The organism is Bradyrhizobium sp. UFLA03-84, assembly GCF_002289535.1.
GTDB classification, from domain to species: domain Bacteria; phylum Pseudomonadota; class Alphaproteobacteria; order Rhizobiales; family Xanthobacteraceae; genus Bradyrhizobium; species Bradyrhizobium viridifuturi.
The window spans coordinates 144,680-166,063 of sequence record NZ_NSJY01000013.1; the positions used below are offsets into that span (position 1 = coordinate 144,680).

Here is a 21,384-nt window from a genome sequence, read left to right on the forward strand (position 1 = left end):
GCGCATGTTGTACTTCGTCATGCCCGGCATGTCCCAGGGCATCTGCGCCTCATCTCGCCGATTTCGTGACGGCATCGACGAGCGGGACGCTCCGCACGCCGACGCGCGTCCGCCCGGCGATGACGTGGAGCAGGCTTCAGCCGCCGCGAACCGGCGGCATTACCACCTGATCGCGCCGGCAAGCGCGGCGATCGATTTCCTCGCAGGCGCGGAATTGCAGGTCCTTGCTCATGCAGATCCGCACCTCGCTGAGCCGGCCGCTGTTGCAGGTCACCGAGATCGCGGAGTTGCTGAGCCCGGGATTGGCCTTGATGAACGTGGTCTCGAGCTCGTCGGGCGCGATCGTTTTCGGCTCCGACAATTGCAGGAATTCCTCGGGGATCTTCACCGCGGCGCGGGCCTTGCGGATGGCTTCGAAATAGGCGCGCTCGTCGAGGCCGGAGCAGGTGCCGTGCTTGTCCCACTCATTGTAGATCAGCCCGGGCGCCGGCATCAGGTCGAGCATCGAGGTCATGATGTTGCGGGCGAGCCGCGGCGAGGGCCGTTGGCAGTATTCCGGAAAGCCGCGCTCATATTGCGGCCACAGGCCGTGCACCACGAAGGAGTAGGGCCGTCCGCCGCACTGCGCCTGCGTGCCGCGGCCGTTGTTGCCGCGCTCGCTCGCCGCCTCGCAGAACGACGGCGACCAGGACAATGACAGCACGTAGAAATCGAATTCGCCGGGCGCATTCTGGCGGCGATCCTGGGCCGAGGCGCCAACCGCACCGCAGAGAACAAAGACAGCGGAAATCAGGAATCGGGAAATTGTGACCAACCGAGGCATCAAACGCTCCCCTCACGACCCCACGAAGCCTAGCAGGCTCACGGAACATTTCAAGAACAAAAGCCGCCGGCAGTGATGGCGGCGGCTTCCGATTCAGCAATCCGGTTGGAATATCAGGGCCGGGCGGCCTTGCAGGACGGGTTGTAGGCCCAGTTGCGGTCGAGCCCGGCGACGCACCATTCGACGCCCTGGTCGATGCCGGCAAAGCCGCCGTCCTCGATGATCGAATAATGGACCTTGCGCACCTTGCCGTCGCTCAAGAGCGCATCGCCCGAGCAATAGCGGCGCGGGATATTGTCGGACTGCCAAGGCCGGAACGCGGTTTCGTGAACCCGGCTGAAGCCGGTGATGACGAGCGGCGAATTCCAGAAGGTGGCTTCCTTCTCATGGAATTGATCGCTGATGGCCGCCAGGGCCTTCTCGCACGGGGCGACATTGCCGTCATAGCGCGGGCCCGACAGCCAGAAATTCAGCTCGAACGGATTGGCGGCCTGCGCCGTGCCCCCGAAGGCCAGCGTGCCGACCACGAGTGCGGCGCCGAGGCCAAGCGTGCGGCCGAGTTTGTTGCGGGAGTTGAACAGGTTGCGCATGGGAATCCACCCGATTGTCCGATGCGGCGGACGGTGCCGTGAAGCCCCGGCAAGGTCAAGTGCAGCGCGGCAACACCTGTCGAGAAGTCCACCGTCGGCTGCCGGCTCGTTCTTTTCACCGTCGCCGGCGCACTCTATGTTGGGTCCTAGCGAAATGGAGTCTGCGATGCGAAGGAAATTGGCTGCGTGCCTGGTTGCCGTTAGCGGGATGCTGGCCGTGGGTCCGGCGCAAGCCGACTGGATGCAGCCGGTGCCGCCGTTCAAGGGCAATGATACCGGCGGTATCATCGCCTATTCACTGGCAGCCCAGACCGACGCCCGGCAGCTCGCCGTCGACCACTGCGCCTCCTACGGCAAGGTGGTCAAGTTCCTGGCCGTTCAGCGTTACCCAGGCGGCTACATCTCGTTCGCCTGCCGCTGGGTGCCCTATGGCTCCGCGCAGAGACCGGTGCGCACGCTCTACTGAGTGCCTCAAAATCCTTCGATCGTTCAGCCGGGAGCTCGCCGCATGACCCGACAGCTTGCCTTGCTTGGCTCTGCCGTTTGCCTTGTCCTGTCCACCGGCGCCGCAAGCGCCGTCGACCTGCCGATCCGCAAGGCCGGTCTGTGGGAAATGAAGATGGTGCGCACCGGTGGGCAAATCCCCGAAGTGACCATGCAGCATTGCACCGACGAAACCACCGACAAGGAGATGAGCACCGCGGCCTCTCCGTTGGCAAAGCAGGTCTGCGCCAAGCAGGACGTCCAGAAGACCGCGACCGGTTATGTCAGCGACAGCGTTTGCGGCATCGCCGGCGTCAACGTGACCTCGCATGCCGAGATCATCGGCGACTTCAATTCGGCCTACACGGTGAAGAGCACCTCGCATTCCGAGGGCGGCCCGTCCGGCGCCCATGACGCCACCATGACCATCGAGGCGAAATGGCTCGGCGCCTGCAAGAGCGACCAGAAGCCCGGTGACATCATCATGCCCGGCGGCATGAAGATGAACATCAAGGACATGGAAAAGCTGAAGGGCCTGCTGCCCAAGCAGAAGTAGGCGCTGCGTATTCGATTGCTGCCCGCGCGTTCGAGCACGGCCTCTCCCATGCGGAGAGGCCGTTATGCTTTTAGGCCATCATCGTTGCGCGCGGCCCGCGACGAGCGTGGAAGGCAATCTTGCGGTGAGCTGACGCGCGATCCATCTGATCCGTCCCCCGTCACCCTGAGGTGCGCGACGCGCGTCTCGAAGGGTCGACGGCCCGGCTGGTGGCCGCGCATCCTTCGAGGCTCGCCCAGCGGCGCAGTTGCGCCGCAAGGCTCGCGCCCCAGCGACAAAGGCGAAGCCCTTGCGCAGGGATGACGGGTCCCACCGCTCGTTCGCGCAAGCCGTCAGTATGCAATGACGTGGAATGCGGATCGCAGATGTCGCGCGTGACCGTGCAACGCGCGAGAGCATTGCGGGATGCAATCAACATCATCGAGAGATCGCTGGGTATCACGCGCGCGAGCAATCAGTGAAGACACGCGTCTTCGTGCCGATTGCCTGCACTGCGCGCTGATTGGTTGCTGCGACAACATGCCGTTTTTGAATCGCTCCAATGTTGCGCTTCAAGCGATTCTATTTTGCGCGTGTGGAATTTCACCGATCCCGCCGATAGAAATCCGCCCCAATCGATTCCTGCGCAATGACGATCGTGCGGCTCGATCATGATCAGTCTGGGCGTGTGGGGATTTGTTCGGTGGGAATGGTTTCGTGTCGGAGCAGGCGTGGCTTGCTCGGATCGACGGCTGCGATCAACGCAGCGTTTCTCGGTTCGGTCATGCTTGCGCCAGTGTGCGCAGACGTCGCCAGTGCGCAGGCGCAAACCAGTTCTCCGCAAAACGATGTCAGCGTGCTTCCGCCGGTGACGGTGGAGCAATCCGGCGCTGCCAGGAAGCAAAGTGCCGCCGCTTCAACGCAGAACACCAGGGCTTCGCGCGCGGCCGCGGCGAGCCGACGCCGCATTGTCGCGGCGCCTGCGCAGAGCCAGGCTCCGCGCGCGCAGGCTGCCGCCGGCGCGATCGGTACGACGACCGGTTACGTCGCAACCGGCAGCACGGCCGGCACCAAGACCGGCACGGCGCTGATCGAGACGCCGCAGTCGCTCTCTGTCGTCACGCAAAAGGAGCTCAGGGATCGCAACGTTCAGACGCTGAAGGACGCCGTCAACTACACGCCCGGCGTCACGACCACGGCGTTCGGTTACGACCCCCGGTTCGACAGTTTCTACATCCGCGGCTTCGATGCCACCTATACCGGGATCTATCGCGACGGCCTGCGCCAGGGCGGCGGCAACTTCGCGATTCCCAAGATCGAGCCCTATGGTCTCGACAGCGTGTCGATCCTGCGCGGCCCGGCCTCGGGCCTCTATGGTCTTGGTTCTCCCGGCGGCATCGTCGACGTCACCACCAAGCGGCCGCCGTTGACGGCGTTTGGCGAGGTGCAGCTGCAAGGCGGTACCTACGATCGTTACCAGGGCAGCTTCGATATCGGTGGTCCGGTGCCCGGCAGCGATCAGCTATACTACCGGCTGACCGGTCTGCTCCGTGACGCAAAGACCTGGTATCCCGGCAACGACGATGATCGCACCTATATCGCCCCGGCACTGACCTGGCGGCCGGATGCCGATACGTCATTCACGATCCTGAGCGAATATCAGAGCAGCCGGACCGCCGCCAGCATCGGCAACTTCCGCACGCCCGACGGACGATTGACCAACATCTACTCGAATGATCCGGCTTTCAGCGCGATGGATCAGAAGCAGTATCGCATCGGCTACGCGTTCGAGCGCAATGTCGACGACGTCTGGACGGTGCGGCAGAATTTCCGCTTCTATCAGGTCGACACCGACGCGAAATACACCCAGATCGATTCGATCGACAGCAGCACCAATCTCGCGTCGCGGTCCGCATGGCGGATTCTCGACAGCTTCAACACCGTGACGCTCGACAACCAGGCCGAGGCCAAGTTCATGCTCGGCGCGATCAAGAACACGGCGCTGTTCGGCGTCGACTACGGCCATTCCTACTACAACGACAAGATCGGTTACGGCGCGGCGCCGGACCTCAATCTCCTGACCATGAACTACGGCGCGCAGGCGATCGCGACGCCGGCATTCTCGATCTTCAACAAGCAGTCGACCGACGAGGTCGGCCTCTATGCGCAGGAGCAGGCCAAGCTCGGCGGCTTCGTTCTGACGCTCAACGGTCGCCAGAGCTGGGTGTCGCAGACGACGACGGCCGGTCTCGACGGCGTGCCGTCAACGCAGAAGGCGACCGCCTTCACCGGCCGGGCGGGCCTCGCTTACGTCTTCGACAGCGGCATCGCGCCCTATGTCAGCTACGCGACGTCGTTCAGCCCGCAGGTCGGCGTCGACTTATCCGGGACACCGTTCAAGCCGACCACCGGCGAGCAGAAGGAGATCGGCATCAAGTACCAGATGCCGCAGCTTCCGGTGCTGCTGACCGCCGCGGTGTTCGACATCACCCAGGACAACGTGCTGCGCACCGATCCCAGCAACATGGCGTTCCAGGCCGCAACCGGGCAGGTCGAATCCAAGGGCGTGGAGCTCGAGGCGAAGCTGGCTCTCCCGCAGGGATTCGATCTCACCGCGGCCTACACCCATCTCAACGTCGTGATCACGCAGGGCAATCCCGATACCACCGGCAACGAGCTGTCGGGCATTCCGCGCAATTCCTTCGCCGCGTTCGGCAAATACACCTTCCAGTCCGGCGTGCCGGTCGAAGGGCTCGGGCTTGGTCTTGGTGTCCGCTACATCGGGACCAACTTCGGCAACGACCAGAACACGTTCCAGAATGCGGCGACGACGTTGTTCGATGCGGTGATCGACTATGATCTGGGCAGGCTCGACCGGCGCTTCCTCGGCGCCACCATGCGCGTCAACGCGACCAATCTGTTCGACACGCACTACCAGACCTGCCAGGCCGGCTACTGCTATGCCGGCGAACGGCGGCAGGTGATCGGCACCTTGTCTTACCGCTGGTAGCTACACCGGCACCCGCACCTGCGCCCGCAGGCCGCCCATCGGGCTTTCGCTGAGCATGATGTCGCCGCCATGCGAGCGGGCGATGTCGCGGGCGATCGCAAGCCCGAGCCCGCTGCCGCCTTCGTCCTGGTTGCGGGCATCGTCGAGCCGCAGGAACGGCTTGAACACTTCCTCGCGCATGGCGGGGGGGATGCCGGGGCCGTCGTCGTCGACCGTGATGTTGAGATAGCGATGGTCGCGCTGGCCGGTGATCGAGATCGTGTTGGCATGGCGCGCCGCATTGGAAACGAGGTTGGCAAGGCAGCGCTTGAACGAGGCCGGCTTCACCGTGACCACGGGCAGGCCGTGGAATGCGACGGTCGCGGTGTGGCCGTGGCGCTCGGCGTCGCTGCGCAGCTCCTCCAGCGCCATCGCCATGTCGGTCGGCTGCGCGACCTCGCCGGAATCGCCGCGTGCGAAGGCGAGATAGTCTTCCAGCATCATCGACATCTCGTCGACGTCCTTGCGCATCGCGTCGATCTCGGGACCTTCGCCGATCAGGGCGAGCTCGAGCTTGAAGCGGGTCAGGATGGTGCGCAAATCGTGCGAGACGCCGGCGAGCATCGCGGTGCGCTGCTCGATCGAGCGCTCGACGCGCGCCTTCATCTCGATGAAGGCCTGCGCCGCACGCCGGACCTCACGCGCGCCGCGCGGTCGGAAGTTCGGCGCCTCGCGGCCCTTGCCGAAACTTTCGGCGGCGTCGGCGAGCCGCAGGATCGGCTTGATCTGGTTGCGCAGGAACAGCACGGCGACGATCAACAGGATGGTCGAGGTACCGAGCATCCAGAAGATGAAGATCTCCGAATTCGAGGCGTAGGCCGCGCTGCGCTGGGCGAAGATCCGCATTACGGAATCGTCGAGCTGCACGCGGATCTCGACCAGGTTGGACTTGCCGACGGTGTCGATCCAGAACGGACGGCTGATCTGGCGACCGAGCTGCACCGAGAGGGTCTGGTCGAGCAGCGAGAAGAACGGCTTCGGCCCCGGCGGCGGCATGTCGCCGGCGGGGAGGAAGTCGACCACCAGCTGCAGCTTCTGGGCGATGTGGCGAAGCTGGGCGCGGTCCTTGTCCTGCGGATAATTCTTGTAGACGTCGATCAGCGCGGCGATGTCGGACACCACGGCGGCAGACAGGCGCCGCGTCACCGTGTTCCAGTGCCGCTCCATGAACACGAACGCCACCACGGTCTGCAGGATCACCATCGGCACGATCATGATCAGCAGCGCGCGGGCGTAGAGGCCGGTCGGCATCCAGCTCTTGAACGCGTTGCCCATCCAGCCGTTCGCCTTCGAGACGCGCTGCGAGGCGTTCTTGATCAGGGTCAGGCCGGAGTCGAGCGTGCTCATGGCTGGATCTTACGGCGAGGCGACCAGGCGATAGCCGATGCCGCGGACCGCCTGCAGGAACAGCGGATTGGCGGGATCGTGCTCGATCTTGCGCCGCAGGCGATTGATCTGCACGTCGACCGCGCGTTCGTTGACGGTGCCGCCAGAGGTCAGCTCGGCGCGCGGCACGGTCTCGCCGGGAGCGCTGGCGAGGATACGCAGCATCTCGCGCTCGCGGTCGGTGAGATGGATGATCTCCTCGCCCTGGCGCAGCTCGCTGCGCTCGATGTGGAAGATGTAGGGGCCGAACGCGATCTGCTCGACGGTCACGACCTGCGGCGGCGCGGTGCGCTTGAGGATATTGCCGATGCGCAGCACCAGCTCGCGCGGCTCGAACGGCTTGGCGACATAGTCGTCGGCGCCGATCTGCAGGCCCTCGATGCGGGCCTCCGCCTCATGGCGGGCGGTCAGCATGATGATCGGCACCGTGGAGGAGGTGCGGATGAAGCGGGCGAGGTCGAAGCCGTTCTCGCCGGGCATCATCACGTCGAGGATCAGCAAGTCGAAATGCAGCCCGAGCAGCTTGGCGCGGGCGTCGGTGGCGCTCATCGCCGTCGTGACGCGATAGCCTTCGCCGGACAGAAAGCGCGACAGCAGGTCGCGAATACGCCGGTCGTCGTCGACCAGCAGGAGGTGCGGCGCGTCGTCGGCCGGCTCGACCGGCGCGCGCATCATGGTTGCAGCCTGCACCGGGTTCACTCCCTTGGTTTCTTGCCGCCGCCGAAGATCGCTTCGAGCACCTTGTCGGGATCGTCGCGGTCGATCATCGCGCGGAGGAACTGGCGAACCGTCTCGACGCCGGCCGGATCGATGCCGGCGATCGCGCGGTTGATGCGGTCGGTCTGCAGCCCTGCGAGCTTGGCGACCAGCGCCTCGCCCTTCGGCGTCGCATAGAGCAGGCGCTGCCGGCGATCGTTGTTGCCGGTCTTCTGCACGATGTAGCCTTCGTCCAAGAGCTGCTTGAGCACGCGCCCGAGCGATTGCTTGGTGATGCGCAAGACGTCGAGCAGGTCCGCGACCTTCAGGCCGGGATAGCGGGTGACGAAGTGGATGACGCGGTGGTGGGCGCGGCCGAAACCGAATGCCTCCAGCTCCTGGTCGGCGTCGCCGACAAAGTCGCGGTAGGCAAAGAACAGCAGCTCGATGATGTCCCAGCGCAGGTCGCGTCCGCCCGCCGCAGGAGCATGATCATCTCCCTGCGAATCGGGCTTGGCAGCCATGCCTGAGAAATTTATGTCAGTCATATTGACGTATCTTGGGTTCAATGTTACAAAACTGCCTGTCACGACGAAACATTAGGTCGTTTTGTCCCTGACAGCGTTTGAGGCGGCCTGAAAGAGCCTGTGTGGCGGTTTGGGCCGCAAATTGGACTACCGTGCGATTGTCGAGCGGCATTTCGGCAAACATACTGGACTTCAGCGTTCCGCAAAAGCATGTCTAAACCGCATGTTGGCGATGGAAACCGGCCCTGCGGTCGGAAGTGGTGAAGTCCGGACCAGCCGAGCCTGATGGCTCCGGGGGAAACAGGCCGGCGCCCGAACTCGCGCCGGTTCCGACAGCGGAAAGCAAGAAAAATGACTTTGAAATTCGACATCCAGCCTTCGCCGAACGCGACGTCCGACAAGGACCGCGCAGCGAAGCTCGTGGACCCGGGCTTCGGCCGCGTCTTCACCGATCACATGGCGATCGTCCGCTACAGCCAGGGCAAGGGCTGGCACAGCGCCCGCGTCGAGGCCCGCGCGAATTTCCCGCTCGATCCGGCCGGCGCGGTGCTGCACTACGCCCAGGAGATCTTCGAAGGTCTCAAGGCCTACCGGCGCGATGATGGCGGTGTGAACCTGTTCCGTCCCGACGCCAATGCCCGCCGCTTCCACGATTCGGCCGAGCGCATGGCGATGGCGCCGCTGCCCGAGGATGTGTTCATTGAGGCGGTCGAGCAGCTGGTGCGGATCGATCGTGCCTGGATTCCGGGCGGCGAGGGCAGTCTCTATCTGCGGCCGTTCATGATCGCGAGCGAGGTCTTCCTCGGCGTCAAGCCGTCGGCGGAATACATCTTCTCGGTGATCGCATCGCCGGTCGGCTCTTACTTCAAGGGCGGCCCCGCGCCGGTGTCGATCTGGGTGTCGGAGAATTACACGCGCGCCGCGATCGGCGGCACCGGCGCGGTCAAGTGCGGCGGCAATTATGCCGCCAGCCTGCGCGCGCAGGCGGAAGCGATCGAGCGTGGCTGCGATCAGGTCGTGTTCCTCGACGCGGTCGAGCGCCGCTACATCGAGGAGCTCGGCGGCATGAACATCTTCTTCGCGTTCGACGACGGCTCGCTGCTGACGCCGCCGCTCGGCACTATCCTGCCCGGCATCACCCGTGACTCGATCATCGCGCTCGCCAAGGATGCCGGCACGCGCGTGCGCGAGGAGCCCTACACGATCCAGCAGTGGCGTGCCGACGCCGCGAGCGGCAAGCTGAAGGAAGCGTTCGCCTGCGGCACCGCGGCCGTGATCTCGCCGATCGGCAAGGTGTGCTCGGCAAGCGGCGATTTCCAGATCAGCGGCGGCGTGGCCGGCCCGGTCGCCATGGGGCTGCGCAAGAAGCTGGTCGACATCCAGTATGGCCGCACCAACGACCCGCATAACTGGATCCGAAACGTCGCCTGACACTGCGGTTCCACCGCAGACGTGCATCCATTTTGGCGCCTCTTCCTGTGCAAGGAAGGGGCGCTCGTGCTTTGGAACTCCAGCGAGCACGCCGACGCTTCGCTTCGGTCGTCATTTTTCCGTGCTATCAGCCGTCATCGCATGAACGGGCTGCCGCGAGCGCGCGACAAAGTCTCGCCTTCCGCTTCAAACATTCCCAACGCGCGTGATGAAATGACCAAAACTCTCGTAACACGTCTGACTTCTGCCGTGCTGATGACGGCTGCGTTCGCGTTCTCCGGAACGGGCACCGTGCGCGCGGAGGATCGCTCGCCCGTGATCGATGTTCGCACGGCTGACCCGGAGATGAATGCCGCGATCGCCCATGCGCGCGAGACGCTCCCGGCATTCTGGGCCTCCTATGAGGCGCCAAAGCCGTCGGAGACCCAGCACTCCCTGAAGGTCCGCTTTCCGACCCATCGCAACGAAGGCGAGCACATCTGGATGCGCGAGGTGAAGAAACTGCCGAACGGCGGCTATTCCGGCCGGTTCGCCAACCAGCCGCGCGACCTGCCGGGCAAGCAGGCCGGCGACCTCGTCGAGTTCAAGCAGGCCGATATCTCGGACTGGATGTTCATGCGTAACGGCAAGATCGTCGGCGGCGAGACCATCAAGCCGCTGCTGAAATCGATGCCGAAGGCCGACGCCGACGCGCTTCGCGCGCGGATGGAGCAGCCTTAAAGCCGGCGTTTTGGCCGCGGCGGGGTGCAGAGCGGGTTGCCGCCTTGCGCGTCCACTGATAAATGCCGCCAATGGCCGAGAAACCCAAAAAACCCCAGAAACTGAAGGCGCGCTTGCCGCGCGGGCTGGAAGATCGCGGCCCGGCCGCGATCAATGCCACGCGGGCGATGGTCGAGAAGATCCGCGCCGTCTACGAGCTCTACGGCTTCGAGCCGGTGGAGACGCCGGCGATGGAATACACCGACGCGCTCGGCAAGTTCCTGCCCGACCAGGATCGGCCCAACGAGGGCGTGTTCTCGTTTCAGGACGATGACGAGCAGTGGATCTCGCTGCGCTACGACCTGACCGCGCCGCTGGCGCGCTATGTCGCCGAAAACTTCGACGCGCTGCCGAAGCCGTACCGGTCGTATCGTTTCGGCTATGTCTTCCGCAACGAGAAGCCCGGTCCCGGCCGCTTCCGCCAGTTCATGCAGTTCGACGCCGACACGGTCGGCTCGGCGACGCCGGCGGCCGATGCCGAGATCTGCATGATGGCGGCCGACACGATGGAAGCGCTCGGCATTCCCCGCGGCTCCTATGTCGTGAAGGTGAACAACCGCAAGGTTTTTGACGGTTTACTCGATGCAATTGGTCTAGGGGATGACCAAGCTTCGCGACGCCTGACTGTCCTGCGCGCAATTGATAAGGCCGACAAATTTCCGTTGGCTGAAATAAGAAAGCTCCTCGGCGAGGGTCGTAAAGACGAAAGTGGGGATTTTACAAAAGGTGCACAGTTAAGTGCAGACCAGGCAAATACCGTCGTAAGAGCGATAGCGCCGTTCGACTATATTCGACTTAGGGAACAAAGAGGGGATCGCATCGACCGGCTCCTCGAGTTCTTCGACCGATCTTGGCGGAAGCCATTCTCGCGAAGCAGGTACCAGCAGTTCCTCAAGTCATTTTTCGGGTTAAGAAGTCTTCCCGACTTGGTTACGGAGGGCCTCCACGAAATTGAATTGATCCGAAGGTTGGTACGTGCCGCTGGCTATGGGCCTGACCGTATCCGTATCGATCCTTCCGTCGTTCGTGGCCTCGAATACTACACTGGGCCTGTCTACGAGGTTGAGTTGTTGCTCCCAACTAAGGATGAAAGGGGCAGACCGGTACGCTTTGGCTCAGTCGGCGGCGGCGGCCGCTATGATGGTCTCGTCTCACGCTTCCGTGGCGAGCCGGTGCCGGCAACCGGCTTTTCAATCGGTGTATCGCGTTTGCAGGCAGCACTCGCTTTGCTTGGCGATCAAGATGCGCGGCCAGATTTTGGGCCCGTCGTCGTAACCGTTTTCGATCGTGAGCGTATCACTGATTACCAGAGGATGGTCGCTAGGCTCCGTGACGCGAACATCCGAGCCGAACTCTATTTGGGCAATCCCAAAAACATGGGCAACCAGCTCAAATATGCAGATCGTCGCAATGCGCCTTGCGTAATTATTCAAGGTTCAGATGAAAAGAACGATCCCGCCGGGCCGCAAGTCATCATCAAGAATCTGATTCTAGGAGCCCACTTAGCGACCATCGAGAAGGATCGGGACGAGTATTTGCAGAAGCAGGCTCTGCTGCAGGTCAAGGTCGCGGAGGACTTTCTGGTCGAGGAAGTTCAGAAGCTTTTGAACTGGCATGACTTGAGATAGGGATAGCCATTCGCTCATGATGGGATGCCCGGCCTTGTGCCGGGCATCCGCCTCTTGTTTGATGCACGCCGACGTGAATGGCCGGGAACAGCCTGGCCATGGCGACAACAAGAGGGAGAGCAACAATGCCTGAGATCACCGTGAGCATGGCCGCCGGCCGCACCGACGAGCAGAAGCTCGGCATGATGCGCGACATCACCCAGGCACTGGTGAAGAATCTCGGCGTCGATGCCGACGCGGTCGTGATCCAGATCAACGAAGCGCCGCTGCATCACAAGATGAAGGGCGGCAAGTCGTTCGTCGAGCGCGCGGCTGCGGCGAAGAAGTAACTCACCGTCGTCGTCCCTGCGAAAGCAGGGACCCATAACCACCGATGCCGGTTGTTGTGCTCGCTGGGGCCCCAGCCTTCGATCAATTGATATTTGTGGTTATGGGTCCCGGGTCGCGCTTCGCTTGCCCGGGACGATAGTGTTTTTGAGGCACCAATGGACGCACGCGACTTCATCAAGATCGGCATGAGCGCCGAACGCATGCTGGTGGTGCCGCCGGAGCGCACCGTCGGGCATTTCGTGCCTGATATGCCGATGGTCTATGCGACGCCGATGATGATCCTCGAGATGGAGATGGCATCGGGTGATGCCATCCGCTCTGCGTTGCAGCCCGGCTGGGTTACGGTCGGGACCGAGGTCGACATCCGTCATCTTGCCGCCGCGCTCGTCGGAGCCACGGTGCGGACCACCGCGAAAGTGGTCGCGGTCGAGCGCCGCGTGATCCGCTTCGAGGTCGAGGCGTTCGAAGGCACCCGCAAGCTCGGCGAAGGCCGCCACGCGCGCGGCCTGATCAATGTCGAGAGCTTCAACAAGCGGCTGGCCGCAACGTCAGGTCAGGCGCAGTAGGCGAAGAGCTACTTCGCCAATTCCTTCGAGCGTCGCGTCGCGGCGGCAATCGCACGGGTCATCAGCGGCTGCAGGCCGTCGCTCGCCATCAACACCTCCAGCGCCGCAGCGGTGGTGCCGCCGGGCGAGGTGACGTTTTGCCGCAATGTCGCCGACGGCAGGTCCGAGCGGTGCAGCAGCTCGCCGGAGCCGGCGACGGTCGCGCGCGCCAGCGTGGTTGCGAGCTGCTCGGGCAGGCCGGCCGCGACGCCGGCGCGGGCGAGCTCCTCGGCGAGCAGGAAGATATAGGCCGGGCCGGAGCCGGAGACCGCGGTCACCGCGTCCATCAGGCTTTCGTCGTCGACCCATTCGACCAGCCCGGTCGCCTTCAGCAGCGCATCCGTCATGGCGCGCTGCGCGGTGGTGACGCGCTTTGACGGCACCGCCACCGTGATGCCGCGGCCGATCGCCGCCGGCGTGTTGGGCATCGCGCGCACCACCGCGCCGCCGACGACTTCTTCGAGCGCTGCGATGGTCGTGCCGGCCATGATCGAGACCACGAGCGTCGAGGGGCCGACCAATGCTTTCAACGCAGCGCCGGCATCGCGGAACGATTGCGGCTTCACCGCGACGACAAGCGTATCAACCGTGCCGAGTTCGGTCGCCTGCGGATTGAGCCGCGCGCCCTTTGCCGCGAGTGCGGAGATCTCCGGCGACAGATACGGATCGATCACCGCGACCTGCTTCGGCGAAAGGCCCTGCGCGAGCCAGCCGGTCAGCATCGCGCCGCCCATCTTGCCCGCGCCGGCAAGCGCGATGGCGCCGGTCGTATTCGTCAGTGCGCTGCTGGATGTGCTCACAGGTGGCTCCGCAAACTCTGTGTCGTCCCTGCGAACGCAGGGACCCATAACCACAGGCGGTTCTAGTAAAGCGTGACGTCAGCCACAAGCAGTTTGCGTGAGCCCCGCGGCCGCGGGGTATGGGTCCCTGCGTTCGCAGGGACGACACCGAGACGTGTGGAAAGGCCGCGAACCCTTACGCTTCGCCCTCGGTATCGAACATCGCGGCGGCCATCGCCTCGGCGGTCGACTTGCCGGCCCACACCACGAACTGGAACGCCGGATAGTAACGCTCGCAGGCGTGGATCGCGTTGACCACCATGGCCTCGCATTGCGAGGTCGAGGCGGTGAGGCCGCCGGGCAGCACCAGCGCCTGGCGATGCATCACCATGCCGGTGTGGGTCCACAGATCGAAATGGCCGACCCACAATTGTTCGTTGATCGCAGCGACCAGCCGCTGCACTTCCGCGCGGCGCGCCTGCGGCATCTTCATGTCGAAGGCGCAAGCGAGATGCAGCGCCTCGATCTCCCCCATCCAGGTGAAGGAGAGCTGATAATCGATCCAGTCTCCCTTGGAGACGATCGTCACCTCGTCTTCGCCGGAACGCTCGAACGCCCAGTTGTTGTCGGTGGCGATATCCTCGACCACCGCAAGCGGGTTGTTCCGGGAATCGATAGTGCTTTCGAGGAGGGACATGCCGTCTCGGACCTTGTTCTTATGATCGCTTGATACGCACACGGAAGCCGGCACTTGCGACATACTGCGTCGTGGCCGAGTACAGCTCCTTGACCGGGCTTCCGGATGCCCCTGGACCTGACGCCGATGAAGTGATGTGATTTGCGGAATCCGCGCAACCGCACGCCGAGTCCGTCCACAGCCAAAGCGCGCATCGTCCACAGCTGATCTCCGCCACACTTGTGATTTGGAGAACAAATCGGAATCTCCGCATTCCAGTAACGATTTGTTAACCATTTGCAGGCGCCTTGCTGCACACATGAATCAGCCTTCGGGCGCTCTGGACGGCTCTCCCAGAGCCGCGGCGCACTCATGGGGACATGCCGTTTCCCCATGCCAAAGGCCTTGCCCGGCTGTCGCGGTTTGGTCATATTTCCTGTCAGGTACGTCCATCCCGGGCGTGCCGATGTTCTCAGGGCGGGGTGAAAATCCCCACCGGCGGTAAAGGGTGATGAGCCCAAGCCCGCGAGCGCCTTGTTCCGCGAAGCCGGAAGAAGGGTCAGCAGATTCGGTGCAATTCCGAAGCCGACGGTTACAGTCCGGATGAAAGAGAACGGTTGCGGCGGCCCTCGCGTTTTCGCGTGGGTCAATGTCGTTGTCCGTATGCCCTGATTCTGGTCCTGAAAGAGGAAAGCCATGAATCAGATGTTGCAAGACGCTGAAGTTCAAAACGCCGAAGTCCAAACCTCTCAAGCAGAAGGCGCTCCCGACACGCCGGCTGGTCCGCCGGCGCCGGAGCATCCGCACTTCGCAAAGCCGCAACGCGTTGCCTTCGTGCAGTCGTCCTGGCACCGCGATGTGGTGGAGGAATGCCGCATCTCCTTCCTGAAGGAGATCGAGGCCCGTCACATCACCAATGTCGACGTGTTCGAGGTGCCGGGCTCGTTCGAGATCCCGCTGCATGCGCAACTCCTGGCAAAGACGCGCCGCTACACCGCAATCGTTGCGGCCGGGCTCGTCGTCGATGGCGGCATCTACCGCCACGAATTCGTTGCCGACACCGTGATCAAGGCGCTGATGGATGTGCAGTTGCGCACCGAAGTGCCGGTGTTCTCGGCGGTGCTGACGCCGCAGCAGTTCCACGAGACCGAGGTGCACTACGACTTCTTCCGCAAGCACTTCGTGATCAAGGGGATCGAGGTCGCGGAAGCCTGCGCCAACACGCTGCTCAGCCTGGAACGCCTGCGCGGCCAGGTCGCGGCGGGGATACCCGGCTAACGCGTCAACAGCCTAAGGCCCGACGAAGATGCGATTCCGGCATGCGTGCCGGGATCGCTCTCGTAGCCTGCGCGTTCGGTTATGCTTGCCGGCATAATCAGAACGCGCGGGAGGCGCCCATGACCGAACAACATTCCTCTGACTGGCTCGGCCTGTCGGGTCGCGTTGCCGTTGTCACCGGCGGAGGCGGCGGCATCGGCCGTGCCACTGCGGTCAGCTTCGCCCGTGCCGGCGTCAAAGTCGCCGCACTCGATCGCGACGAACGCGGTCTGGCCGAGACCAAGGCCAGGCTTCGCGAGTTCGGCGACGGCCATCTCGTCGCAAGCTGTGACACGACCAGCGAGGACAATGTCGCTGCTGTCGCCGACGCCGTCGCGCGCACGCTTGGTTCATGCGACATCCTCGTCAACACCGCGGCGGTGCTGCGTCCCGGCGGGCTCGATACGCTGCCGCTTGCCGAATGGAACGCGGTGCTGGCGGTCAATCTCACCGGGTATCTCATCTGCGCGCAGGCGTTCGGCCGCCAGATGCGCAAGGCCGGTCGCGGCAGCCTGATCCACGTCGCCTCGATCGCCGCCAGCAATGCGCAGGGCCAGAGCGGCGCCTACAGCGTCAGCAAGGCCGGCGTCGTGATGCTCTCGCAGCAGCTTGCCGCCGAATGGGGGCCGCACGGCATTCGCAGCAATGTGGTCAGCCCGGGCCTGGTCGTCACGCCGATGAGCCAGGCCTTCTACGATACCCCCGGGGTCACCGAGCGGCGCACCGCCGTGGTGCCGATGCGCCGGATCGGCGCGCCGCAGGACATGGCGGACGCGACGCTGTTCCTGGCCAGCGACCGCTCGTCATATGTCAATGGCGAAGAGATCATCGTCGATGGCGGCTACGTGCGGACGCTGATGAGCCACGTGCCGCGGCCGGGGTTCTGAGGAGGCGGCTACCGCAAACTCAGTGTCGTCCCGGCCTTGAGCCGGGACCCATAGCCACGAATGTTTGTTGGTTGAAGGATGGGGCCACAGCGGCGTTCCACAATGGAGCCCTGTGGTTATGGGTCCCGGCTTTCGCCGGGACGACAGAGTGCTAATCGAACAGGCTCGACACCGACTCTTCCGCCGCGGTGCGGCCGATCGCTTCGGCGATCAGCCCCGCGATCGAGATCTGGCGGATGTTCGGCGCCTTGTTGACGGCTTCGGTCGGCAAGATCGAGTCGGTAATGACCAGTTCCTTCAGCCGCGACGAGGCGATGCGCGCGGCGGCGCCGCCGGACAGCACGCCGTGGGTGATGTAGGCCGAGACTTCCTTGGCGCCGTGCCCGATCAGGGCTTCGGCCGCGTTCACCAGCGTGCCGCCGGAGTCCACGATGTCGTCGACCAGGATACAGTTGTAGCCGGCGACGTCGCCGATCACGTTCATCACCTCGGACTCACCGGGACGCTCGCGGCGCTTGTCGACGATCGCAAGCGGGGTGTTGATGCGCTTGGCGAGGCCGCGCGCACGGGCCACGCCGCCGACGTCGGGCGACACCACCATCACCTTGGCGAGGTCGAACTTTTCCCTGATGTCGCGCACCATCAGCGGCGCAGCGAACAAATTGTCGGTCGGGATGTCGAAGAAGCCCTGGATCTGGCCGGCATGCAGGTCGAGCGTCATGACGCGGTCGACGCCGGCGCGGGAGATCAGGTTGGCGACGAGCTTGGCCGAGATCGGCGTGCGCGAACCGGATTTCCGGTCCTGGCGGGCATAGCCGAAGTAGGGCACCACCGCGGTGATGCGGCGCGCGGAAGCACGGCGCAGCGCGTCGGTGATGATCAGGAGCTCCATCAAATTGTCGTTGGCCGGAAACGACGTCGACTGCAGGATGAACATGTCCGAGCCGCGGATGTTCTCCTGGATCTCGACGAAGATCTCCATGTCGGCGAAACGCCGGACCACGGCCTTGGTCAATTCGATGCCAAGTCCCTTGGCGATTTCCTGCGCCAGCGCAGGATTGGAGTTGCCGGCGACGAGCTTGATGGATCCGTTTTTTGCCGACATCGATGCTTCCCCCCGCGCCTTGCTGGATACGACGTTCAGCATCTCAAGTCCTTACAGAACCGGCGGGTTTTCGGTGCGCGAGGGAATATCAGGCAGGCGGCTCCGCTGGCAACCCATTAGGTCGCCTTCGCCACGGTTTTCCTGGGCAAAAAACGCATTTCCCCGGGAGATACCGGGGGTTAGTTGGCGGAATAGCTGAGGGCCACGGTCTCGGCGGGGGCCGGGGCGCTGACCATCGCCGGCCCGCGGAGCTCCGGTGCTGGGGCCGGGCCATCAGCCGGGCCGCCATTGATCATGCTGGAGAGGCCACTGAGGCCGGCCTGGGCGATCTTGCGCAGCACCAGATCGTCGGCGGCGGCCCAGGCGTCGCGGCCGGCCTTGCCTGCGGGCTCCTCGCCCGAGAGCCGGAGCGCGCGTTGCTGATTGCTGTCGTAGACGTCCCAGACCCACGCGATCATGGTCCGGCCGCGCACCACCTGCGCCGACAGATAGCTGCGCACACGATAGGCCGCAGCGCCTTCGCGCGACACGATCGAAAGGCTGCGCAGCTTGGATTCGCTGTCGAGCACACCCACCATGCGGTCGAACACCTGGGGCGGCGGGCCGTCGATCGATTCGAACGCGACGGTTGCGCCGCTGCCCGCCGGGGTGGCCATCGCATAGGAGTCGGCGACATTGCCGCCGGCCGCGCAGCCGCCGAGCGCACACGCGATCGCCAGCCAGGTGGCCGCGAGCGCGGCACGCACCGCTGTCCCAGTTTGAAACTGGTGGTTTGACGCTTCCCTCATTGCGTCCTGCGATATCGTTAAAACGGCTTAACGTCTAGGGCAGGACGGCCACAGCACTTAACCGATCCGGTGGCCGTGCCACGAGGTTTCGGATTTCCTTGCTCAGTCAGAGAGATGGTGCCGCATAGCTGCCGTGATCCAGGCCCATTCGCGGTTCGGGCTCGCGTCCGGCGACTGCCCGCGCATGATGGCGACCAGCTCCCAGTAGCGCGCCGCGCGGGCATCGTGCAGCGCATACTTGCCGCGAATCCAGGTTCGGAATTCCAGATCGGGTTCTCGTTTCAGCAATCGCGCCGACGTCTCCAGCCAGTCGCGCGCCAGTGCCTGGCCGGCTTCCGAATTCGGTCCGAGGCCACGCGCGATGATCTCCTTGGCGCTCGCCAGCACGGCCTCGTTGCCCTGCTGCCAGGCGGCGAGGTCCAGCACGTGATGATTCCAGACGTCTTCGGCGTTGGCGCGCATGTTGGCGACAAGCGTGGGATCGCTAAGCATCTGCGACAGCTCGATCCAGGCATCGCATTGTTCCGGCGTCGGCTCGTCGGGCAATTCGGGCACGCTGGTCTCGATCATCTGCCGGATCCATTTCCGGTCGATGTTGATGCCGTCGGATACTTTCTCGAAGAAGCGTTCGACGACGTTGCGGCGTTCAGTGCGGGACAGCTGCGTCATGGTCAGGAATCTCCTCAAATCTGCTTCGGTGAGTTGCGGTGAACGCAACGCAGCCCGCAGGGCCGAGGCGACGCGGCGCTGCGCCGCGATCTCCGCTTCCAGCGTCTCGAGGCGGAGCTTCAGCGCCTCGACCAGCGAGAGCTCCTTGGTCAGGACCTCACGGATGGCGTCGAGACCGAGCCCCGCATCGCGCAGGCAGCGGATCAGGTCGAGGCGAACCAGTTCGTCGTCGGTGAAGACCCGATAGCCGCTCGCGGTGCGGCCGGCCGGCGGCAGCAAGCCCTGGTCCGAATAGAAGCGGAGCTTGCGGACAGAAATTCCGCTGAGCCGTGCCGCCTCGCCGATGCTGTAGGTGCGTTGTGTCATGCGCCGCTTGTCCGGTCTCCAGCAGGTGGAGAGTCAAGCCGCTTGTCGCACAAAAATCGTGAGGATGTCCGGCGTCAGCCTTCCAGCGCGATGGCGTGAACGTGCCGGCCGTAATCGGCTTCCTTGCGGTGCACCGAGCGGCGATAGCTGAAACAGCGCTCGTCGGAATAGGTGTCGATGCCGAGATCGTCGATCATCAGCACGCCGGCATTCTCCAGCCGCATGCGGATGAAGCCGGCGAGATCGAACATCGCATGGCCGTCGCGTTCGGCGGGCATGAAAAACATGCCGTTTTCCGCATCGGCCTCGATGAAGCGTTCGACGAACTCGCCGCCGACCTCGTAGGATTCCTTGCGGATCAGCGGCCCGATCGCGGCGACGATGCCGCTGCGCTCGGCGCCGAGCTTCTCCATCGCATCGATGGTCGATTCCAGCACACCGGTCAGCGCGCCCTTCCAGCCGGCATGCGCCGCGCCGATCACCCGCGCATCGGGATCGACGAACAGGATCGGGCCGCAGTCGGCGGTCGTGACCGAGATCGCAAGCCCTTCGATGCGCGTGACCAGCGCATCCGCCTTCGGCCGTGCAGCGCCGTTCCACGGGCCGGTCACGGCCACGACGTCGGGCGAGTGGACCTGATGCACGCTGATCAGGTGGTCGAGCGGCACGCCGAGCTGCTCGGCCATCCGCCGCCGGTTCTCCGTGACATTGGCCGGATCGTCGTGCGAGCCGAGACCGCCATTGAGGCCGGCATAGATGCCCTCGGAGACGCCACCCTCGCGCGAGAAGAAGGCGTGGCGCAGGCCCGGAATGGCCGACAGCAGCGGTGATCCCAATGTCATTGTTCGGTCTCGTCAGGCTGATCGCTGAGGCCCGCGATCGAGGTGAGGCGCGGGTCGGAGATGGCCATGACCTTGAACATCGAGCCCATCCCGCCGCGTCCGGAATCGGTCAGCCGCTTCAGTGCGCCGGCGATATCTGCGGACATTTCTGGGCTGGCTTTCGCCATCAGTCCTGCGGCGCGGGCCTCGACCCCGAGGCGCTTGAGGAAGTCGCCCTGCGTCGCCGGCCCGTGGACGAGCGCGCCGACGTCCTCCGCGGCCCGCGCCAGCGCCTGGAAGTCGACATGCGCGGTCACGTCGGCCTGTCCGGGGTTCTTCAGCGGGTCGGCGAAGCTGTGGCGCGCGATCGCCTGGAAGGTGTCGCCGGCGTCGCTGCGCAGATGGCCGTAGTCGATGATCAGCGCGGCGCCGTCCTGGTCGCGCACCCGCGTCGCTAGCTTCATGATCTCGTTGTCGGGCCGCCATTCGAACACCGCGCCGAGCGGCGCGGCGCGCACCAGCGGCGGCAGCAGCACCTCGAAGTGCGGCGTCGGCTCGGGGGCGGGCGCGAAATACAGGCTGCCGTTGGCGTCCATCCCGACCGTGCGCTCGTGCCAGCCGGTCTCGCGCCGGACCATCTGGTGGATCGGCAGCACGTCGAAATATTCGTTGGCGAGGATGACGGCCGGTCCCTCGGGCACATCGTCGATGCTGTCGTGCCAGGTGATGTTGCGCACGCCGGTCAGCGTCGCCTGCTGCTTCTCGCGCAGCACCGGATTGACCTCGACGAGATGGATGCTGAGCGACTGGTAGAGCGGCGGCAGCACGCGAAGCGCACGCAGCGCGTCGGCCATCATGGTGCCGCGGCCGGGCCCGAGCTCGATCAGACGGAACGTCTCGGGCGAGCCGATCGCGCGCCAGATCGAGGCGCTCCACAGCCCCAGCAGCTCGCCGAACATCTGACTGACCTCGGGCGCCGTGGTGAAGTCGCCCTCGCGGCCGAGCGGATCGCGCGACAGGTAATAGCCGTACTGCGGATGCATCAGGCACAATTCCATGTAGCGCCAGACCGGCATCGGCCCGGATAATTTGATCAGCTTCCTGATCTCATCCAGCAACGGGGAGGGTTCGCTC

General features: G+C 64.4%; 22 protein-coding genes and 1 riboswitch. Of the genes, 10 read left to right on the forward strand and 12 right to left on the reverse strand.

Annotated features, from left to right (window positions below):
* Positions 1-136: 136 nt before the first annotated feature.
* Positions 137-823: a ribonuclease T2 family protein gene (locus CK489_RS14705; RefSeq protein WP_245350376.1), complete on the reverse strand. Its 687-nt coding sequence runs from the start codon at positions 821-823 to the stop codon at positions 137-139.
* Positions 824-936: 113 nt separating this feature from the next.
* Positions 937-1,413, reverse strand: a complete 477-nt coding sequence (locus CK489_RS14710; RefSeq protein ID WP_050628828.1) for a hypothetical protein — start codon at positions 1,411-1,413, stop codon at positions 937-939.
* Between the two features lie 166 nt (positions 1,414-1,579).
* Here CK489_RS14710 and CK489_RS14715 point away from each other — a divergent pair, with 166 nt between their 5' ends.
* From CK489_RS14715 to CK489_RS14725, 3 genes are all read left to right on the forward strand, one after another.
* Positions 1,580-1,879 (forward strand): hypothetical protein, encoded by a 300-nt coding sequence (locus CK489_RS14715; RefSeq protein WP_050628906.1) that lies wholly within the window; start codon positions 1,580-1,582, stop codon positions 1,877-1,879.
* A 42-nt stretch (positions 1,880-1,921) separates the two neighbouring features.
* Positions 1,922-2,452 carry a DUF3617 domain-containing protein gene (locus CK489_RS14720; RefSeq protein WP_095732757.1) on the forward strand — a complete coding sequence of 177 codons (531 nt, stop codon included), beginning with the start codon at positions 1,922-1,924 and terminating at the stop codon, positions 2,450-2,452.
* 835 nt (positions 2,453-3,287) lie between these two features.
* Positions 3,288-5,441, forward strand: coding sequence for a TonB-dependent siderophore receptor (locus CK489_RS14725; RefSeq protein ID WP_245350377.1), 2,154 nt, complete (start codon positions 3,288-3,290; stop codon positions 5,439-5,441).
* Here CK489_RS14725 and CK489_RS14730 read toward each other — a convergent pair whose 3' ends face one another.
* From CK489_RS14730 to CK489_RS14740, 3 genes are read right to left on the reverse strand one after another with little or no spacing between them, the layout of a single operon-like run.
* Entirely contained in the window at positions 5,442-6,827 is a 1,386-nt protein-coding gene (locus CK489_RS14730; protein WP_050628830.1) for an ATP-binding protein, read from the reverse strand.
* 9 nt (positions 6,828-6,836) lie between these two features.
* Complete coding sequence (locus CK489_RS14735; protein ID WP_095733638.1) at positions 6,837-7,541, reverse strand: response regulator; 705 nt, start codon at positions 7,539-7,541, stop codon at positions 6,837-6,839.
* 20 nt (positions 7,542-7,561) lie between these two features.
* Entirely contained in the window at positions 7,562-8,110 is a 549-nt protein-coding gene (locus CK489_RS14740) for a MarR family winged helix-turn-helix transcriptional regulator (RefSeq protein WP_095732759.1), read from the reverse strand.
* 330 nt (positions 8,111-8,440) lie between these two features.
* Here CK489_RS14740 and CK489_RS14745 point away from each other — a divergent pair, with 330 nt between their 5' ends.
* The 5 genes from CK489_RS14745 to CK489_RS14765 all read left to right on the forward strand — a co-directional run bounded on the left by CK489_RS14745 (position 8,441) and on the right by CK489_RS14765 (position 12,803).
* On the forward strand, positions 8,441-9,520 hold the full coding sequence (locus CK489_RS14745) for a branched-chain amino acid aminotransferase (RefSeq protein WP_095732760.1): 1,080 nt from the start codon (positions 8,441-8,443) through the stop codon (positions 9,518-9,520).
* 255 nt (positions 9,521-9,775) lie between these two features.
* On the forward strand, positions 9,776-10,240 hold the full coding sequence (locus CK489_RS14750; RefSeq protein ID WP_245350451.1) for a YegJ family protein: 465 nt from the start codon (positions 9,776-9,778) through the stop codon (positions 10,238-10,240).
* A gap of 167 nt (positions 10,241-10,407) precedes the next feature.
* The gene (hisS, locus tag CK489_RS14755; RefSeq protein ID WP_502694130.1) at positions 10,408-11,907 is read left to right on the forward strand and encodes a histidine--tRNA ligase; all 1,500 of its coding nucleotides are present in this window, start codon (positions 10,408-10,410) and stop codon (positions 11,905-11,907) included.
* 125 nt (positions 11,908-12,032) lie between these two features.
* A complete protein-coding gene (locus CK489_RS14760; RefSeq protein WP_018269806.1) occupies positions 12,033-12,236 on the forward strand; it encodes a tautomerase family protein in 204 nt (67 codons plus the stop codon).
* A gap of 156 nt (positions 12,237-12,392) precedes the next feature.
* Positions 12,393-12,803 carry a thioesterase family protein gene (locus tag CK489_RS14765; RefSeq protein WP_095732762.1) on the forward strand — a complete coding sequence of 137 codons (411 nt, stop codon included), beginning with the start codon at positions 12,393-12,395 and terminating at the stop codon, positions 12,801-12,803.
* An 8-nt stretch (positions 12,804-12,811) separates the two neighbouring features.
* On the opposite strand, the gene proC is transcribed toward CK489_RS14765, so the two are convergent.
* Positions 12,812-13,690, reverse strand: a complete 879-nt coding sequence (gene proC / locus CK489_RS14770) for a pyrroline-5-carboxylate reductase (protein WP_198960976.1) — start codon at positions 13,688-13,690, stop codon at positions 12,812-12,814.
* Between the two features lie 127 nt (positions 13,691-13,817).
* Positions 13,818-14,318 carry a type III secretion system chaperone family protein gene (locus CK489_RS14775; protein WP_095732764.1) on the reverse strand — a complete coding sequence of 167 codons (501 nt, stop codon included), beginning with the start codon at positions 14,316-14,318 and terminating at the stop codon, positions 13,818-13,820.
* Between the two features lie 443 nt (positions 14,319-14,761).
* Positions 14,762-14,916: riboswitch (FMN riboswitch) on the forward strand.
* A gap of 77 nt (positions 14,917-14,993) precedes the next feature.
* Between CK489_RS14775 and CK489_RS14780 the strand changes: the two genes are divergently transcribed.
* Both CK489_RS14780 and CK489_RS14785 read left to right on the forward strand, forming a co-directional pair.
* Positions 14,994-15,575 (forward strand): 6,7-dimethyl-8-ribityllumazine synthase, encoded by a 582-nt coding sequence (locus tag CK489_RS14780; protein ID WP_095732765.1) that lies wholly within the window; start codon positions 14,994-14,996, stop codon positions 15,573-15,575.
* A gap of 119 nt (positions 15,576-15,694) precedes the next feature.
* Positions 15,695-16,501, forward strand: a complete 807-nt coding sequence (locus CK489_RS14785) for an SDR family NAD(P)-dependent oxidoreductase (RefSeq protein WP_095732766.1) — start codon at positions 15,695-15,697, stop codon at positions 16,499-16,501.
* Positions 16,502-16,652: 151 nt separating this feature from the next.
* Here the strand turns inward: CK489_RS14785 and CK489_RS14790 are convergent, their stop codons facing one another.
* From CK489_RS14790 to CK489_RS14810, 5 genes are all read right to left on the reverse strand, one after another.
* On the reverse strand, positions 16,653-17,606 hold the full coding sequence (locus tag CK489_RS14790; protein WP_050628839.1) for a ribose-phosphate pyrophosphokinase: 954 nt from the start codon (positions 17,604-17,606) through the stop codon (positions 16,653-16,655).
* A 179-nt stretch (positions 17,607-17,785) separates the two neighbouring features.
* A complete protein-coding gene (locus tag CK489_RS14795) occupies positions 17,786-18,394 on the reverse strand; it encodes a hypothetical protein (protein ID WP_095732768.1) in 609 nt (202 codons plus the stop codon).
* A 102-nt stretch (positions 18,395-18,496) separates the two neighbouring features.
* Positions 18,497-19,429, reverse strand: coding sequence for a MerR family transcriptional regulator (locus CK489_RS14800; RefSeq protein ID WP_095732769.1), 933 nt, complete (start codon positions 19,427-19,429; stop codon positions 18,497-18,499).
* Positions 19,430-19,503: 74 nt separating this feature from the next.
* Positions 19,504-20,271 (reverse strand): peptidoglycan editing factor PgeF, encoded by a 768-nt coding sequence (pgeF, locus tag CK489_RS14805; RefSeq protein ID WP_095732770.1) that lies wholly within the window; start codon positions 20,269-20,271, stop codon positions 19,504-19,506.
* Complete coding sequence (locus CK489_RS14810) at positions 20,268-21,326, reverse strand: class I SAM-dependent methyltransferase (protein WP_095733640.1); 1,059 nt, start codon at positions 21,324-21,326, stop codon at positions 20,268-20,270. The genes pgeF and CK489_RS14810 overlap by 4 nt, the downstream gene beginning before the upstream one ends.
* Positions 21,327-21,384 lie beyond the last annotated feature (58 nt).

Excerpts from the sequence above, each read along its gene's own strand:
- CK489_RS14795 (WP_095732768.1), bottom strand. The coding sequence starts at position 18,394 with ATGAGGGAAGCGTCAAACCACCAGTTTCAAACTGGGACAGCGGTGCGT.
- CK489_RS14710 (WP_050628828.1), bottom strand. The coding sequence starts at position 1,413 with ATGCGCAACCTGTTCAACTCCCGCAACAAACTCGGCCGCACGCTTGGC.
- CK489_RS14745 (WP_095732760.1), top strand. The coding sequence starts at position 8,441 with ATGACTTTGAAATTCGACATCCAGCCTTCGCCGAACGCGACGTCCGAC.
- CK489_RS14810 (WP_095733640.1), bottom strand. The coding sequence starts at position 21,326 with ATGCCGGTCTGGCGCTACATGGAATTGTGCCTGATGCATCCGCAGTAC.
- CK489_RS14780 (WP_095732765.1), top strand. The coding sequence starts at position 14,994 with ATGAATCAGATGTTGCAAGACGCTGAAGTTCAAAACGCCGAAGTCCAA.
- CK489_RS14800 (WP_095732769.1), bottom strand. The coding sequence starts at position 19,429 with ATGACACAACGCACCTACAGCATCGGCGAGGCGGCACGGCTCAGCGGA.
- CK489_RS14705 (WP_245350376.1), bottom strand. The coding sequence starts at position 823 with ATGCCTCGGTTGGTCACAATTTCCCGATTCCTGATTTCCGCTGTCTTT.
- CK489_RS14720 (WP_095732757.1), top strand. The coding sequence starts at position 1,922 with ATGACCCGACAGCTTGCCTTGCTTGGCTCTGCCGTTTGCCTTGTCCTG.
- proC (WP_198960976.1), bottom strand. The coding sequence starts at position 13,690 with ATGGGTCCCTGCGTTCGCAGGGACGACACAGAGTTTGCGGAGCCACCT.
- CK489_RS14740 (WP_095732759.1), bottom strand. The coding sequence starts at position 8,110 with ATGACTGACATAAATTTCTCAGGCATGGCTGCCAAGCCCGATTCGCAG.
- CK489_RS14750 (WP_245350451.1), top strand. The coding sequence starts at position 9,776 with ATGACGGCTGCGTTCGCGTTCTCCGGAACGGGCACCGTGCGCGCGGAG.
- CK489_RS14765 (WP_095732762.1), top strand. The coding sequence starts at position 12,393 with ATGGACGCACGCGACTTCATCAAGATCGGCATGAGCGCCGAACGCATG.
- CK489_RS14730 (WP_050628830.1), bottom strand. The coding sequence starts at position 6,827 with ATGAGCACGCTCGACTCCGGCCTGACCCTGATCAAGAACGCCTCGCAG.
- CK489_RS14775 (WP_095732764.1), bottom strand. The coding sequence starts at position 14,318 with ATGTCCCTCCTCGAAAGCACTATCGATTCCCGGAACAACCCGCTTGCG.
- pgeF (WP_095732770.1), bottom strand. The coding sequence starts at position 20,271 with ATGACATTGGGATCACCGCTGCTGTCGGCCATTCCGGGCCTGCGCCAC.
- CK489_RS14790 (WP_050628839.1), bottom strand. The coding sequence starts at position 17,606 with ATGTCGGCAAAAAACGGATCCATCAAGCTCGTCGCCGGCAACTCCAAT.
- hisS (WP_502694130.1), top strand. The coding sequence starts at position 10,408 with ATGGTCGAGAAGATCCGCGCCGTCTACGAGCTCTACGGCTTCGAGCCG.
- CK489_RS14715 (WP_050628906.1), top strand. The coding sequence starts at position 1,580 with ATGCGAAGGAAATTGGCTGCGTGCCTGGTTGCCGTTAGCGGGATGCTG.
- CK489_RS14760 (WP_018269806.1), top strand. The coding sequence starts at position 12,033 with ATGCCTGAGATCACCGTGAGCATGGCCGCCGGCCGCACCGACGAGCAG.
- CK489_RS14785 (WP_095732766.1), top strand. The coding sequence starts at position 15,695 with ATGACCGAACAACATTCCTCTGACTGGCTCGGCCTGTCGGGTCGCGTT.
- CK489_RS14735 (WP_095733638.1), bottom strand. The coding sequence starts at position 7,541 with ATGATGCGCGCGCCGGTCGAGCCGGCCGACGACGCGCCGCACCTCCTG.